Annotated in this window: 10 protein-coding genes and 1 riboswitch; of the genes, 1 reads left to right on the top strand and 9 read right to left on the bottom strand. The window is 40.0% G+C overall.

Features of this window, described 5'->3' with window-relative positions; genetic code table 11:
* Window positions 1-5: 5 nt before the first annotated feature.
* Together nirB and pruA are read right to left on the bottom strand one after the other, a co-directional pair.
* On the bottom strand, window positions 6-2,420 hold the full coding sequence (gene nirB, locus ABC255_RS28105; RefSeq protein WP_412998404.1) for a nitrite reductase large subunit NirB: 2,415 nt from the start codon (window positions 2,418-2,420) through the stop codon (window positions 6-8).
* A 200-nt stretch (window positions 2,421-2,620) separates the two neighbouring features.
* Window positions 2,621-4,168 (bottom strand): L-glutamate gamma-semialdehyde dehydrogenase, encoded by a 1,548-nt coding sequence (pruA, locus tag ABC255_RS28110; RefSeq protein WP_412998405.1) that lies wholly within the window; start codon window positions 4,166-4,168, stop codon window positions 2,621-2,623.
* A 254-nt stretch (window positions 4,169-4,422) separates the two neighbouring features.
* A riboswitch (TPP riboswitch) is annotated at window positions 4,423-4,537 on the top strand.
* A 141-nt stretch (window positions 4,538-4,678) separates the two neighbouring features.
* Between pruA and thiC the strand changes: the two genes are divergently transcribed.
* Window positions 4,679-6,463, top strand: a complete 1,785-nt coding sequence (thiC, locus tag ABC255_RS28115; RefSeq protein ID WP_412998406.1) for a phosphomethylpyrimidine synthase ThiC — start codon at window positions 4,679-4,681, stop codon at window positions 6,461-6,463.
* 115 nt (window positions 6,464-6,578) lie between these two features.
* Here thiC and ABC255_RS28120 read toward each other — a convergent pair whose 3' ends face one another.
* From ABC255_RS28120 to ABC255_RS28150, 7 genes are all read right to left on the bottom strand, one after another.
* Entirely contained in the window at window positions 6,579-7,745 is a 1,167-nt protein-coding gene (locus ABC255_RS28120) for a CamS family sex pheromone protein (protein WP_412998407.1), read from the bottom strand.
* 14 nt (window positions 7,746-7,759) lie between these two features.
* Entirely contained in the window at window positions 7,760-9,763 is a 2,004-nt protein-coding gene (ligA, locus tag ABC255_RS28125; RefSeq protein ID WP_412998408.1) for an NAD-dependent DNA ligase LigA, read from the bottom strand.
* Between the two features lie 109 nt (window positions 9,764-9,872).
* The gene (pcrA, locus tag ABC255_RS28130; protein WP_412998651.1) at window positions 9,873-12,206 is read right to left on the bottom strand and encodes a DNA helicase PcrA; all 2,334 of its coding nucleotides are present in this window, start codon (window positions 12,204-12,206) and stop codon (window positions 9,873-9,875) included.
* Window positions 12,207-12,271: 65 nt separating this feature from the next.
* Window positions 12,272-12,955 carry a heptaprenylglyceryl phosphate synthase gene (gene pcrB, locus ABC255_RS28135; protein WP_412998409.1) on the bottom strand — a complete coding sequence of 228 codons (684 nt, stop codon included), beginning with the start codon at window positions 12,953-12,955 and terminating at the stop codon, window positions 12,272-12,274.
* Window positions 12,956-13,088: 133 nt separating this feature from the next.
* Window positions 13,089-13,400, bottom strand: coding sequence for a YerC/YecD family TrpR-related protein (locus tag ABC255_RS28140; protein WP_179603101.1), 312 nt, complete (start codon window positions 13,398-13,400; stop codon window positions 13,089-13,091).
* A gap of 27 nt (window positions 13,401-13,427) precedes the next feature.
* Window positions 13,428-14,477, bottom strand: a complete 1,050-nt coding sequence (locus ABC255_RS28145) for a DUF3048 domain-containing protein (protein WP_412998410.1) — start codon at window positions 14,475-14,477, stop codon at window positions 13,428-13,430.
* Window positions 14,478-14,541: 64 nt separating this feature from the next.
* Complete coding sequence (locus ABC255_RS28150) at window positions 14,542-16,284, bottom strand: adenine deaminase C-terminal domain-containing protein (RefSeq protein ID WP_412998411.1); 1,743 nt, start codon at window positions 16,282-16,284, stop codon at window positions 14,542-14,544.
* Between the last annotated feature and the right edge of the window lie 74 nt (window positions 16,285-16,358).

The raw sequence follows: 16,358 nt of genomic DNA on the forward strand, positions 1-16,358 counted from the left end.
TATAATCACTCTCCAGCCTTAACAGTGTGTTTTGTATAGTATTTATCTTTAATCTGTTCACTTTCAATTGCCTCATTCCAAGGCTCAATGTATTTCTTCAACGTTTGGTCCATACGATCATTTAATTCTTTTCTTGTTTCTTCGTTTGCTAGGACTTCTTTTACATGATCCAGGCCGACACGTTCTACCCACTTAGAAGTACGTTCCAAGTAATTAGCTGTTTCACGGTAGTATTGCAGGTAGGCACCGGTCATTTCCATTACATCCGCTTCTGTTTTTACCGTAGCTAAAAGATCACCTGCACGGAGGTCGACACCGCCATTACCAGCTACATAAATTTCCCAGCCGCCATCGATTCCAACAAAACCGATATCCTTAATCCCAGCCTCTGAACAGTTTCTAGGGCAGGCTGACACACCCATTTTTACTTTATGAGGAGTATCAAGACGTTCAAATTTCTTCTCTAGTTCGATTCCCAATGACATTGAATCCTGTGTTCCGTAGCGGCAGAACTGTGCTCCCACACAAGTTTTGACAGTACGAAGTGTTTTTCCATATGCGTAGCCAGATGGCATATCCAGCTCTTCCCACATACTTGGAAGATCTTCTTTTTTTACTCCGAACAAGCCAATCCGCTGTCCGCCAGTTAGTTTTACAAGTGGAACCTCATACTTTTCTGCCACTTCGGCAATCTTTTTCAAGTCGGCAGCAGTCGTTACACCGCCATACATTCTTGGTACAACTGAGTATGTTCCATCCTTTTGGATATTGGCATGCATTTTCTCGTTTACAAGACGGGAGTCACGGTCATCCAAGTACTCATCCATGTGAATCATACCTAGGTAGTAGTTAATCGCAGGACGGCATTTCGTACAGCCTTCCTCGTTATTCCACTCTAGAACGTTCATAACTTCTTTAACGCTCGTTAAACCTTTTTCTTTAATTTCAGCAACCAACTCTTCACGGCTGATGGTTGTACATCCGCAAATGCTCGTTTTCTGTGCAGCGGCTGCGTCAAACTGATCCCCTAGTGTATAAGCTAGAATGTCATTTACCATTGGCTTACAACGCCCGCAAGAACGGCCAGCATTCGTGCAGTGACTTACTTGATCAAGAGTTGTCAGACCTTGTGCTTTAATCGCATCAACAATGGCTCCTTTTGTCACGCCATTACAGCCACACACCAATTCATCATTCGGCATGGAAGCAATATCACCACTACCGCCTTCAGCTGAACATTGCGATTCAAAAATCGAGATTCCTGTGATATCTTCTTTTTTCGAAAGCATTCGGAACAATCTCGTACTATCTTTGGTATCGCCATAAAGGACAATCCCAACAATCCTGTTATCACGAACTAAAACCCGCTTATAGATCCCTTCATATTCGTTATAGACCATAACTGATTTTGTTGTACCATCTTCAAAAATCTCACCGGCTGAGTAAAGGTCCACTCCAGCAACTTTAAGTTGAGTTCCAGTTACTGAGCCTGCATATGGTGCAGCTTCTTTCCCACAAATTCTTTCTGCAAGAACTTTCCCTTGTTCGTATAATGGTGCAACCAGCCCATAAACAATCTCTCTATGCTCTGCACATTCACCCACTGCATACACATTTGGTGCACTTGTTTCCATAAAATCATTGACTACAATTCCACGATTTACAAAAATTCCACTTTCTTTTGCTACCATGGTGTTGGACTTAATCCCGATGGCCATTACAACCAGATCCGCTCTCGCAAAAGATCCATCTTTAAAACGAAGACCAGCAACGCGCTCATCCCCTATGATTTCAACGGTTTCCTTTTCCATCAAAAATTTCATGCCTTGAGATTCGAGCTCTGCTTTTAGGAGACTAGAAGCAATTGGGTCTAACTGTCGTTCCATTAAATTCGGCATTAAGTGTACGACATCAACCTTCATTCCAAGGTTAATTAACCCTCGTGCTGCTTCAAGTCCAAGAAGCCCGCCTCCAATTACAACAGCTTTTTTATAATCTTCCGCTGACTTGATCATCATTTCACAATCTTTTATATCACGAAAACCGGTAACGCCAATTTTGTCCGCACCTGGAATAGGCAGAATGAATGAGTTAGAACCTGTAGCAATAATTAATTCATCATACTCTACGTCACGTCCCTGGTCGGAAATGACCTTCTTTGCCTCAACATCGATCTCTGTTACTGCTTCTCCTGTGAATAACTGAATATTATTCTCTTTATACCAGTCTAGTGGATTAATAATGATATCTTCAAAGTTTGTATCACCTTGAAGAATATTCGATAACTTTATGCGATTATAGTTAGGATGTGGCTCTTGTCCAAAAATAGTAATTTCGAATTGATTTGGTGAAAGTTTAAGAATTTCCTCAATCGTTCTAACGCCAGCCATCCCATTCCCAATCATCACTAGTTTTTTCATGTCGGATCGCTCCTTATATTTGATAATTTATGAATTTACGTTATTTAAGTTTTCTCTATAGTTACATTGTAAATGTTCAGTTCTAGAAAATTTGTGAAGTACGTCACATATCAACGGAAGTTTGTGAATCAGTTCACATTATTGTCATAATCAAACAAATAAAAACCCCTCCTCAGCCGAGAAGGGGTAAAAATGTGATATTAATACATCTCTGATGTAGTTTTCGCCTGCATATGAAGCAATAAGTAGTCTGGACCGCCTGCTTTGGAGTCAGTTCCAGACATGTTGAAACCGCCGAATGGCTGATAACCAACAATTGCCCCAGTACATGACCGATTGAAGTATAGGTTACCAACATGGAAGTCTTCACGAGCCTGCTCCAGGTGTTCACGATTAGTCGTGATAACGGCACCTGTTAAGCCATACTCGGTATTGTTCGCAATTTCAATTGCTTCCGTGAAATCTTTAGCTTTTGTGAAACCAACCACTGGTCCAAAAATTTCTTCCTGCATGATACGTGCATCAGGAGCAAGGTCTGCAATTACAGTTGGTTGAATGAAGTAGCCTTTTGAATTGTCGCCTTCGCCGCCAGTCAATACCCTACCTTCTTGCTTGCCAATTTCAACATATTCCATGATTTTCTTGAAAGCATTGTTGTCGTTCACTGGTCCCATGAAAGTCCCTTGCTCAGTTGGGTCACCTACTGATAATTCCTTCGTTAACTCAACTACACGGTTTAATACTGCATCATAAACATCCTCAACGATAACCGCACGAGAGCATGCTGAACATTTTTGACCTGAGAAGCCAAATGCTCCTGCCACGATAGATTGTGCAGCCAGCTCTAGATCTGCTTCCGCGTCAACAACAATCGTATCTTTACCGCCCATTTCAGCAATCAATCGCTTCATCCAAACTTGGCCTGGATTCACTTTTGAAGAACGTTCGAATATACGCAGACCAACGTCACGTGAACCTGTGAAGCTGATGAAACGAGTATCTTTATGGTCTACTAAGTAGTCGCCCACTTCCGAACCGCTTCCTGGTACAAAGTTTAATACCCCTTTAGGCAGACCTGCTTCTTCCATTACTTCAACGAATTTCGCTGCAACAACCGGAGTAGTAGAAGCTGGTTTTAATAGTACCGTATTACCTGTAACGATTGCGGCTACTGTTGTACCCGCCATAATTGCTAATGGAAAATTCCAAGGTGAGATGATGATTCCAACACCTAGTGGAATATAATTATAACGGTTAAATTCGTTTGGACGGCTATTAACGGGAACGCCATCTTTCATTGCCAGCATTTGGCGGCCATAATATTCAAGGAAGTCAATCGCTTCTGCAGTATCTGCATCCGATTCTTTCCATGGTTTACCTGCTTCTTTTGTTAAAAGAGCAGAGAACTCATGCTTACGGCGACGAATAATCGTCGCAGCTTTAAATAATACATCTGCACGGACTTCGGCTTTCACTTTTTTCCACGTTTTGAATGCTTCAACGGCTGCCTGCATTGCTTGTTCCGCAAGATCTCTGCTAGCTTTTGAAACGCTTCCAATTATTTCGTCTTTATTTGAGGGATTATAAGAAACAATTTTATCTTCTGTTGTAATTTTTTCGCCGCCGATTACTAGTGGATAATCTGTGCCTAAATAACCTTCAACTGTTTTTATCCCGTTGAGATAGGCTTGACGGTTTTCTTCAATTGTAAAGTCTGTGAATGGTTCATGCTTATATGGTTGTACCATGTCTCAAAACCTCCTATGTATTAAAAAACATTATATCCTCGTTCATTCTAACATGTTTCTTTTACACGTATCAACGGATAGCCATTAAAGCATATTTGGGCAAAAAAGACCTGGCGTTACGTTAACCTTACTATAATTAGAGGAGGAAACTATCTCCAATTAAAATACGGTCTTTTAATCAACCGTTTTTTATATTTTTTTTAATATTCCTTTTATTTTACTTAAGACTCATGTATACTAAAACCAAATTGAATAGAAATAACTAGGGGAGTCCAATGAGGTGGGCTGAGAGAGAAACACGTTAAAGTTTCTTGACCCTTTGGACCTGATCTAGATCATACTAGCGTGGGGAAGTTAGAAAAAGTCATCATGTATTGAATAAACTTCTACATACAAAGCCGGTCCATCCTTTTTGGACTCGGCTTTTTTTATGTACTTCATTACTTTTCATCCACTCGTTTTGTTCTAGATCTCGACCTTTAATTTTAAAAACAGGGAGAGATTTACTTTATGTCAACAACTTCATTAAACGAAAAACGCATTTCCATTATGTCTAGCTTTTCAGGTAGTAAAAAGGTTTATATTGAAGGCTCAAGACCCGATATCCAGGTACCAATGCGGGAAATTGAACTTAGTCCTACAACAGGCAACTTTGGTGAAGAAGAAAATCCGCCAATTCGGGTCTATGATACAAGTGGGCCATATACGGATGCTGATTATTCAGTAGATATTACAAAAGGCCTTCCCGCTCTTCGAAGCTCATGGATTCATGAACGAGGGGATGTGGAGGAATATGAAGGAAGAGAAATTAAGGCTGAAGACAATGGGTATAAGGATAAGAAAGATCCTCGTGCTAATCATAACGTTTTCCCAGGTTTAAAGCGTAAACCATTACGTGCAAAAAAAGGGAGAAATGTCACACAGCTGCATTATGCAAGGAAGGGCATCATCACACCTGAGATGGAATTTATCGCATTAAGGGAAAATATGAAACCTGAATTTGTGCGTGAAGAAGTTGCAAGAGGGCGGGCAATTATTCCATCCAATATCAATCATCCAGAGGCAGAGCCTATGATTATAGGAAGGAATTTCCATGTTAAAATCAATGCAAATATTGGGAATTCTGCTGTTTCATCGTCCATCGAAGAAGAGGTCGAAAAAATGACATGGGCCACACGGTGGGGTGCTGATAATATTATGGACCTATCAACAGGTAAAAACATTCATACAACAAGGGAATGGATAATTCGCAATTCAGCTGTTCCTGTAGGAACCGTTCCTATCTACCAAGCACTTGAAAAAGTAAATGGTATTGCCGAAGATCTAACATGGGAGGTTTATCGTGATACCTTAATTGAACAAGCGGAGCAAGGCGTGGATTATTTCACCATTCACGCTGGTGTTCTTTTGCGATATGTTCCGTTAACAGCAAAGCGTTTAACAGGTATTGTATCTCGAGGTGGATCTATTATGGCACAATGGTGTCTTCACCACCATAAAGAAAACTTTTTATATACTCACTTTGAAGAAATCTGTGAGATTATGAAAACTTATGATGTTGCATTCTCCTTAGGAGATGGTCTACGTCCTGGTTCAATTGCTGATGCCAATGATGAAGCACAATTTGCGGAATTAGATACTCTTGGAGAATTAACAAAAATTGCTTGGGAGCATGATGTACAGGTAATGGTTGAAGGTCCAGGACACGTACCTATGCACCTTATAAAAGAAAACATGGACAAACAACTTGAGGTTTGTAAGGAAGCTCCCTTCTATACTCTAGGTCCACTTACAACTGACATAGCTCCTGGCTATGATCATATTACATCTGCGATTGGTGCAGCCATGATTGGTTGGTATGGTACGGCTATGCTTTGTTATGTAACGCCAAAAGAACATTTAGGTTTACCAAACCGGGATGATGTACGTGAAGGTGTTATAACTTATAAAATAGCTGCACATGCTGCTGATTTAGCAAAAGGACATCCAGGGGCATACAAAAGGGATGATGCCTTATCAAAAGCTCGTTTCGAATTCCGTTGGAGAGATCAGTTTAATTTATCATTAGATCCTGAACGAGCTTTGGAATATCATGATGAGACGTTACCTGCAGAAGGTGCAAAAACGGCACATTTCTGTTCAATGTGTGGACCAAAGTTTTGTAGCATGAGAATCTCTCAAGATATTCGTAATTACGCGAAGGAAAACAAGCTTGATGCGAATGAAGCTATCGAAAAGGGTATGAAGGAAAAAGCTACAGAGTTTAAACAATCTGGGGGTAACATTTATCAGTAACTTTCTTGAAGTGCTGTGCAAATAATAATCAAAAGGACAATACATATTAGTCATATAAAATATGTATTGTCCTTTATTAATAAAGATTTTTTAAATTTAAATAATTTCCGCTAGGTTAATAAATATGCACAAACGGTTCGGCCTCATTTGCTTTACGGACGATTAATGCCTCTGGTCCGTCAACGGATGTAACACTTACCGAAACCGATATATAATTTGGAAAATGCTCAAGAACAAGCCCTGTTACATATTGAGTAAACCCAATTGCCTCGGATTTTCCATAGAACTGAATCGGAATAGTGATATCCAAATCAGTAAATTGATCACCAATATAGAAGGCTCGGCCAATTACACCATTAAAGTTTGGAAAATACTCTTCCACATCCTGCTTAAAATTTAAAAATGCAGTTACATCATCACGGTGTGCCTCTTGTGCCTCAGTCGATGGAAATAGGAAATACTTTTCAGCCACTGGCTCCCATGAATTAATTGTGGAGCTTCCTTTATCGACATTGGTATAGGTGAAAAAGGTTCCAGGCACCACAGATGATTTGCTTTGCTGTTCAAATAATGCAATGGTAATCGGAACATCCTTTAAATTCTTCATGGTCCGCAGACGTTTAAGGACCTCTTCGGCAATCTTTTTCCCTTCCCGTTCCATTTCAGCAAACTCAATCTTCCGCTCAAAGTAGGGTTCACCTACTGCAGTACGAAAATAATGGACAGAATTTAGTGCTAGGCCAATCACGACACCACCCAATTTGACCGTATCGTTATCTCCTTTAATGAGATAATCATGCTCTAAGATGTGGGCTAAATAAATAGGACTATTATTATTCCCTTGCTGAAAATCTGCAGCGTCCTCCATAAGCGGGTTTAAACCAATGTTTTCTTCTTCTTTTAAACCCTCTGCACTTAATTGTGCGGGTGTGAATTTTCGGTTCAACCACAATCTAACGTTATTACGTTTTAACTCCTGTCCTTCACGGAACAAGTAGGTTTTGGGGTCGAATTGATGCTGAGCAATCCTCATCAATCCTGTTTCAAATTCATTAATGTCATATCTAGTATTAATATTTCCAACTATCAATCCGCGTGCTTCCCCAGGTTCAAACGGTAAAATAGTCCGATAATAGTTGTCGGAAATATTATATTTCGGAATAATTGCTTTCTCATCCGCCTCTTCTTTTGTCTTGACAACATTCTCCTGCTTTTGAAAGTTCGGTGCACATCCACTAAGCAGTAAGAAAAGGGAAAGAGCGAGCAATGAAAGTTTTTTCACTTTGATTACACCTCTTATTTATTTAATTCTACTAAAAGCTTCTCCTCGTCCCACACTTCAATTCCCAGCTCCTCGGCCTTAGTAAGCTTCGAACCAGCATCTTCACCAGCAATAACAAGATGCGTTTTTTTGCTGACACTTCCAGATACGTTCCCTCCAAGGGCTTCAATCTTCTCCTTGGCCTCATTTCTAGAGAGCTGTTCCAGTTTCCCAGTCAGAACAACTGTCTTCCCTGCAAAGATACTGTTAGATTCTTCTACAGAAACTGGTTTTGCCCCTTTATATTCCATATTAACTCCTGCGGAAGCAAGTTCCTTTAACAGTTCCACTGCCTCTTCCTGGTCAAAAAATGCCACAATAGAATCTGCCATTTTATCGCCAATTTCATTGATCGCAATCAAGTCTTCCTTTGTTGCAAAAGCTAGTTTGTCCATCGTATTAAAGCTTTGCGCAAGTGTTTTTGCAGCTTTTGCACCAACATGGCGTATACCGAGACCAAATAATAGCTTTTCTAATGAATTTGCTTTTGATGCTTCAATCGCTTTTAACAGATTTGTAACTGATTTTTCACCCATTCTTTCTAAGGCTATTAACTGATCAAAGGTTAGTTTATAAATATCTGCAACATCTGAGATTAATTTTTCCGCAAAAAGCTGGCTGATTACTTTTTCACCAAGTCCATCAATATTCATCGCGTCACGTGATACAAAGTGAATCAATCCTTCACGGATTTGTGCCGGGCATTTCGGATTAATACACCGTAACGCAACTTCACCTTCAAATCGGACTAACTCGCTTTCACATTCTGGACAATGTGTTGGCATTTGGAAGTCACGTTCATCTCCAGTTCGTTGTTCAGCAAGCACGTTGACTACTTCAGGAATAATATCTCCTGCTTTTTTAACAACCACCTGGTCGCCAATCTTAATATCTTTTTCGCGAATTAAGTCTTCATTATGTAAGGAGGCACGCCCAACGGTTGTACCAGCTACCTTAACAGGCTTTAGAATCGCTGTTGGAGTGACCACACCTGTTCTTCCCACACTTAATTCAATATCTAAAAGAGTTGTCACGACTTCTTCAGCAGGAAATTTAAAGGCAATCGCCCAGCGTGGGCTTTTCGCCGTTGTTCCAAGTTTACTCTGGTGCTCATAGGAATCCACTTTAATCACAATGCCATCTATTTCATATGGTAAATGCGGGCGCTTTTCAACCCAGCTGCTAACATACTCAATTACCTCGTTTATCGTTGGGCACTTTCGACGCTCTTTATTTGTTTTAAAACCAAGATGATCTAAGTAATCTAAACCTTCACTATGGGATGCTGCGTTTACATCACCGCCGCCGATTCCATATAGAAAAACATCAAGATTCCTTGTTGCAGCAATTTTTGGATCCAGCTGTCTTAATGATCCAGCTGCTGCATTTCGTGGATTTGCAGCTAACTCTTCACCGCGTTCTTCCTTTGCTTTATTTAACGCTTCAAAGGAACGCTTCGGCATGTAAGCTTCGCCGCGAACTTCTAATGTTGCATTTTCACGCAGGCGGAGAGGGATGGATTTAATCGTTTTTATATTTGCGGTAATATCCTCACCAATGGTTCCGTCTCCTCTGGTTGCGCCTTGAATAAACAAGCCATTTTCATAGCGCAAAGAGACAGCGAGACCATCAATCTTTAATTCACAAACATAGGAGACATCATCTCCGACAGCCTGACGAACACGGCGGTCGAAATCTTTTAAATCCTGTTCGTTAAAGGCATTACCCAAGCTTAGCATTGGAGTTCGGTGCTCTACTTTTTCAAAAAAGACTAGCACATCGCCGCCAACACGTACAGAAGGTGATTCTGGCGTTTTTAATTCTGGGAATTTTGCCTCTATCTCTAAGAGTTCCTGCATTAAACGATCATATTCTGCATCAGGTACTGAAGGTTTATCAAGTACGTAATATTCGTAGCCATATTGATTTAATAGGCTTCTTAGTTCATTGATTTTCAGTTCCGCTGTTTGAAGGTCCATACATCCAGCCCTTTCATTGTAAAATAATACGAGAATAGCCCCAAAATAGGGGCAATTCTTTTTATTGTTCTAACTTCAGCGCCTAGGGGCAAGGGGCTTATGCTTTTCTTTATACCTTTTTTGTTATAGGAGCGAATTTCGCAAGCAGGCGTTTAATACCGGTTGGGCTTGGGAATGCAATGTCGAGTTCTGTTCCTTCGCCTTCTCCTTTAACACTTACCACTGTACCAATGCCCCATTTACCATGTTCAGCTTTATCGCCGACTCTCCAGCCGACAGTATCCCCGCCAGTAGAAGCAGCCATTGGTCTCATAACTGGTTTTCTAGTAACTGGTGTACCGAAGGAAGTTCCGGTTGTACCAGATGTGCTTCGTCCAAAAGAGCTTCCGGTTGATCCAGAGGCGCTTCGCCCATAAGAGGTTCCGGTTGATCCAGAGGCACTTCGTCCAAACGAGGTTCCACCTCTTGATCCAAACGTAGCATTCCTTCGTTCCTCTTTTTCCACGCCTTCTAGCAGTTCTTCTGGAATTTCACTGATAAACCGTGAGGCAGGGTTCATGCTTGTACGCCCAAACAACGTTCTCATCTGAGCATTTGTGATGAAAAGAGTTTGCTCTGCCCGAGTAATTCCTACGTATGCCAAGCGGCGCTCTTCTTCCATCTCAGCTTCTTCCATTAATGAACGACTGTGAGGGAAAACTCCTTCTTCCAATCCAATTAAAAAGACGACTGGAAACTCTAATCCCTTTGCAGAGTGCAGGGTCATAAGAGTAATGGAGTCTGTTTTTTCACCGTCTTCATCTAACGAATCAATATCAGCAACTAATGCCAAATCCGTTAAGAAGGCAACTAAGCTCTTATCTTCACTCACTTCTTCAAAGTTCTTTGTTACAGATAGTAATTCGTCTAAGTTCTCTAATCTGCTTTGGGCTTCGATTGATTTCTCTGCCTTCAGCATTTCACGATAACCCGACTTATCTAAAATTTCCTCAACCAGTTCCGTGACAGATAAAAACTCTTGCATTTGCGTATAGTTTTTAATTAAATCTCTAAATTCTCTGGCACCCTTGGTGATTTTTGGACTTAGTCCCAGCAACTCAACAGAATCCAGCGCTTCAAAAATAGATATATCATGCATTGCTGCAAAATTGGCCATTTTGTCTACTGAGCTAGATCCGATTCCACGTTTTGGCACATTAATAATACGCTGTAAACTGATATCATCATCCGGATTAGAAATAAGCCTTAAATAGGCTAGCATGTCCTTGATTTCTTTTCTGTCATAGAACTTCGTTCCGCCGACGATGCTGTATTCAATATTAGATTTTAACAGCACTTCCTCCATTACACGGGACTGAGCGTTCGTCCTATAAAGGATTGCCACGTCGGAGAGCGTGTACTTGCCTTCGCGGGTTAATTCTTTAATTTTTCCAGCAACGAACTGCGCTTCACCCTGCTCACTATCTGCACGATAGTAAACAAGTTTATTTCCCTCAGGGTTTTCTGTCCACAGATTCTTTGCCTTTCGGGTAACATTATTTTCGATTACCTTATTCGCGGCTAAGAGAATCCTTTTTGTAGAGCGATAGTTTTGTTCAAGTAATATGACTTTTGCATCCGGATAATCTTTTTCAAAAGAAAGGATATTGGCAATATCTGCTCCACGCCAACGATAAATCGACTGGTCGGAATCCCCGACTACGCATAGGTTCTTAAAACGATTGGCGAGAAATTTAACCAGCATATACTGTGCTCTGTTTGTATCCTGATACTCATCGACATGTATATACTGAAATTTTCGCTGATAATACTCAAGTACTTCTGGTACACGTTGGAAAAGTTGAATCGTCATCATAATCAAGTCATCAAAGTCGAGTGCTTGATTTTTTCGTAACCGTTTTTGATATTCTGTATATACATCGCTGACTGTTTGTTCAAAATAGCCACCAGCAGTTTTTGCATATTCTTCCGGGTCGATTAATTCATTTTTTGCCGAGCTTATTGCGCCTAAAATTGCCCGCGGGTCGTATTTTTTAGGATCAAGGTTCTTATCTTTAAGGATTCCTTTTACCACGGATTGCTGATCGCCTGTATCTAAAATTGTAAAGTTCCGGTTAAAGCCCATTCTGTCGATGTCTCTGCGCAGTATTCTTACACACATCGAGTGAAACGTGGAAATCCAAATTTCTTCTGCTGCTCCGCCCATCATTTTTCCAATACGTTCTCTCATTTCACGAGACGCCTTATTTGTAAAGGTAATCGCTAAAATGTTATAAGGATTTACACGTTTTTCTACTATTAAATAAGCGATACGATGAGTTAGTACTCTCGTTTTACCACTGCCCGCGCCGGCCATAAGTAAAAGCGGTCCGTCCGTAGCTTTTACTGCATTTTGTTGTTCTGGGTTTAAACCATTTAAAAGCTTTTCTGATAAGTATTGCAATTCCTTCACCACCATACCAAACATTTGTTCTTATTTTAACTCTTTCTATTCAATTAAGCAAATTTTCATCGTACTCTTTTAACTGTTGATAAAGCTTGGTCGAAATCATCATAAATCGCATTCCCAACCACAATAACATCCGCATGCTCAGCCATTTCAGCTGCTTGGTCAAGCGTTGAAATTCCCCCGCCATAAAACAGGACCGTTTCCCGAAGGACCTTCTTTACCTCAGATACTACTTTTACATCTCCATATGTGCCGCTATATTCAAGATAAAAGATTGGTAAATGGAACATTTTCTCTGCCATCATCGCATATGCCTTTACTTCTTCTATTGAAGCAGTTGCATTGGCAGATGTCAGTTTTGCGGCTTTGCATTCTTCGTTCAATATGCAGTAGCCTTCCATTACAATCTCATCCCAATCCATAATTTCACCAAATTCTTTAACTGCCTGATGGTGCAGTCCAGTTATCCACTTTGTATCATTGCTATTTAAAATTGTCGGAATAAAATAAAGGTCAAATCCAGGGGTAACTATTTCAATACTTGAAACTTCGAGGACACAAGGAACGGTGTAGCGGCGAATTCGGGCCATTAGATCAAGGACTTTTTCAAGAGTTACCCCATCTGTTCCTCCAACCATTACCGCGTCTGTTCCTGATTCGCATATTCTTTCTAACTGTTCATCACTTATCTCTTTATCTGGATCGAGTTTAAACACATGGCGCCACTCGCGAAAATCGTACATCCCAAGATCCTCCCATTCATCGTACATTACACCATTATAGCATTAGCCACTTAGATAAAAAAAGAAAACACTAAATTCCTTTATAGAAAATGTACCCATATAAAAAACCGAAGAGTAGGCTCTTCGGTTTGGATTATTTTTCTTCAGTTACATTCTCTGTTTTGATCCGCTCTAATACCATTTCATATGTGTCATTACCAAAATTCAAACATCGTTTCACACGGGAAATGGTGGCAGTGCTTGCACCTGTTTCTGTTTCAATTTTATGATAGGTATTTCCTTCGCGCAGCATTCTTGCTACATCTAAGCGCTGTGCTAATGATTGAATTTCATTAATGGTACATAAATCATCAAAGAAGCGATAGCATTCTTCAAGGTCCTTCAGTGAAAGAACAGCTTGAAATAATTGGTCAAGCTCTTTTCCACGTAACTTATTAATTTGCATATATTTTACCCCTTTAATTAGTTAAGATTATTTTACATTAAATGAAACGCTTGATTGCATTCCAGGATTCACCGGAACCACGTTTACCCAAGTCTTTCCTTGAACAAACGGAACAACTTCTCCATCTCTTATTGGAACAATTAATCCATTATCATTTTTCCATTCTACTTCTATTACCTTACCCTTTTGCAGTAAGTAACCAGATCCCCCTGATTGTAAATCAATTTCCTTATGAGCAGCGTCATCAATGACTTCATGAGTGGTCTCAACAATAAACAAATTATCTACCAGAATGGGGTCTTTCGTTTCATAATCTATGGTTTGCGCCCCATCAGAGTAGCGCTTGTATTTTCCAATTGATTCATCATACTCGTAGGTGGAATTGAAAACCCCGGTAGCAGAGTAAGAAATCATTACTGAACTCGCTTCGTCCCCGGTCACTGATTTACTATCTTCCTCTGATAAAAATTGAAACTCGGGCGGAGACTGATTCATCGAGTAGTTCTTTTCCTTGGCACCCTTTAAGACATTATCATACGTAATATAGGAATTATGAGGTGCCACGCGGAAGCTGGCTCTTTTAAACAATGTACCGTCATAGACCATACCATTTAAATTATCAACAAAGTCGCTTTCGAGCAATTCTCTTGCCTCTTCACTATAGCCGTGGGCGATAAAAAGAGCATCCAGACCTTTTGCAAGATCAATGTAATAATCCCTCGCACTTCGAACTGGACCCATATTATCCGGCTTTTCACTTTGGAAAACAGCAAGGAATCGAGTAACATCACCTTCTGCTAGAAGTTCATATATAACATCCGCTTTGTGTAAGCCAGATTGAGGCCTCGCTTTTGGATGATTATTAATCATTACCGCTACTGCTCTTCCATCTGTCTCAGTCTCTGAACCCACCCCTGTTAATGGGTAGTGAAAAGGGAGTTCATTCTCTACTTCTTCCTTTATCACTTCTTTAACTTCTTCTTTTTCCGGCTGTTTTGGTCCATTAGACTTTTCTTTATCTGTACAACCGGAGAGCAATAAAAGAACTGCTGTTAAGGCAACAGCCCATTTCTTCATTTTTTAAAACACTCCTATCGTCTTTTCTTGGAAGCGGTTTTATTTATATAATTACTTTTATAGTTTAACGCATTATCGACGGAAAGAGAACAGTTTTGTTCATTACATCGTACATACCCTGTTGAGTGATTCGTATATAAGGTAAATGAGTAGCCGAAAAGAATAACAAACTGTACACAGGATCTGAGAAGGAGTACCCACGTTCCTTCAATTCAACCAGTAATTTCTTTTCTTCGTTTATTAGTTCCTTAATCGGAAGGTTTGACATAATTCCGTTAAGTTTTAATGGAATCTCACATACCACTTTCTCTTCCTCAACCATGACAATACCGCCGCCTAACTCCTTCATCCTATCAAAGGCTGCAAGCATATCACGTTTATTTTTTCCAATTAAGATAATGTCACCTGTATTGGAAAATGAACTTGCCAGTGCAGAAAGATTTGTGGCAAATCCTTTTAATAATGTATTAATCCTCCATTTTCCATTCCTGTCTAGCAGAGAAAAGAAACATTCATCATGGTCTTGTGACAATTCATCATATGAGGCATCAATCGCAATGGAATACGGCTTCGTAATAACTGAATTCTCCATCTTAATTCCAAATGGCATTGAAAATTGTAAATCATCAATACTTAGATTCCAGTCCAATTCCATTGGCTTATGACCGTACTCATCCCAATTAATGGAATGATAAGCGTCCATCACTTGTCCGTCACGTTTTACCCATACTCCTTTTGCAAGTACAGAATGAGGTGTTGGATTTTCAATACTAGATAGGAAATTGATATTTGCGACACGGCCAGTTGCAATATTACCATGTAGATGGTCAATATTGTAATAACGCGCAATATTGACCGTAGCCATATTATAAGCATCGATCACTGGGACACCTTTATCAATGGCAATCCGAATCATTTGGTCAGTGATACCTTGTTCATAAAACGTGGATGTTGAACCATCTGTGTTAAACATTAACCGATCATAGGCTTGAATTCCTAAACGTTTCATATCATCAAGCAAGTCTGGCAGGTCAGGCCGAATGGAAGAATATCTCAATGAAACCATATATCCCTGCATTAAGCGGTCATATACTTCTTCACCTGTCATGGCTTCATGGTCACTATCAGCACCTAAGAGAATCATTTTCGCTAATGTTTTCTCTGACGCACCTGGAAAATGTCCTTCGATCTTTTTGTTCAACCGTTTTGTCTCTTGAATCCAATGGAGCATCATATCATCGCCGTCTAACAATTTAGGCCAGCCAGTCAGTTCACCGCCTTGGAGAACAGCGTCATGCTCTAACCACGATTTAATATTGCTATGTGAAAAAACATCTTCTTCATTTAAGATTTCCGTTTGCGGATCGAACCGGCACCACCAAAACATCGTTGTCGGGATGGAACGTAAGTCGTTCAATAAAGTAAACGCTTCCTTTTTCTTTAAATGCATAATCAATGACATATTGTCATTGATGATTGTCGTTGTTCCAAATTGGGATGCATAGGCCGCCAGAGAATGGGGATTATATAATTGATAAGGATGGGCATGTGGCTCGATATACCCTGGAACAAGAATTTCATTTGTACAGTCAATGATTTCACAGTTTTCCAATTTCGACGGTAAATTCTCGCCAACATATACAATTCTATCTTCATATATCCAAATATTCGCGCGCATCCACTTGCGAAATGTCTGATTTAAATATAAGGCATTTTTCAATAACATGGTTGGTGAAGTTTTTCCATCTAAAACGGATACATGCATGCGTAAATGTTTATTTTTCCATCGATAACGTTGTTCAAGCATACAATACCCTCCCTTTCTCAGAAGCTATTTATCTAGTAAGAATGTTGATTTATAAGTAAAGAAAGCCCTTACAA

The organism is Neobacillus canaveralius (genome assembly GCF_047237705.1).
GTDB classification, from domain to species: domain Bacteria; phylum Bacillota; class Bacilli; order Bacillales; family Cytobacillaceae; genus Neobacillus; species Neobacillus niacini_K.

Excerpts from the sequence above, each read along its gene's own strand:
- nirB (WP_412998404.1), bottom strand. The coding sequence starts at position 2,420 with ATGAAAAAACTAGTGATGATTGGGAATGGGATGGCTGGCGTTAGAACG.
- pruA (WP_412998405.1), bottom strand. The coding sequence starts at position 4,168 with ATGGTACAACCATATAAGCATGAACCATTCACAGACTTTACAATTGAA.
- thiC (WP_412998406.1), top strand. The coding sequence starts at position 4,679 with ATGTCAACAACTTCATTAAACGAAAAACGCATTTCCATTATGTCTAGC.
- ligA (WP_412998408.1), bottom strand. The coding sequence starts at position 9,763 with ATGGACCTTCAAACAGCGGAACTGAAAATCAATGAACTAAGAAGCCTA.
- pcrB (WP_412998409.1), bottom strand. The coding sequence starts at position 12,955 with ATGTACGATTTTCGCGAGTGGCGCCATGTGTTTAAACTCGATCCAGAT.
- ABC255_RS28140 (WP_179603101.1), bottom strand. The coding sequence starts at position 13,400 with ATGCAAATTAATAAGTTACGTGGAAAAGAGCTTGACCAATTATTTCAA.
- ABC255_RS28145 (WP_412998410.1), bottom strand. The coding sequence starts at position 14,477 with ATGAAGAAATGGGCTGTTGCCTTAACAGCAGTTCTTTTATTGCTCTCC.
- ABC255_RS28150 (WP_412998411.1), bottom strand. The coding sequence starts at position 16,284 with ATGCTTGAACAACGTTATCGATGGAAAAATAAACATTTACGCATGCAT.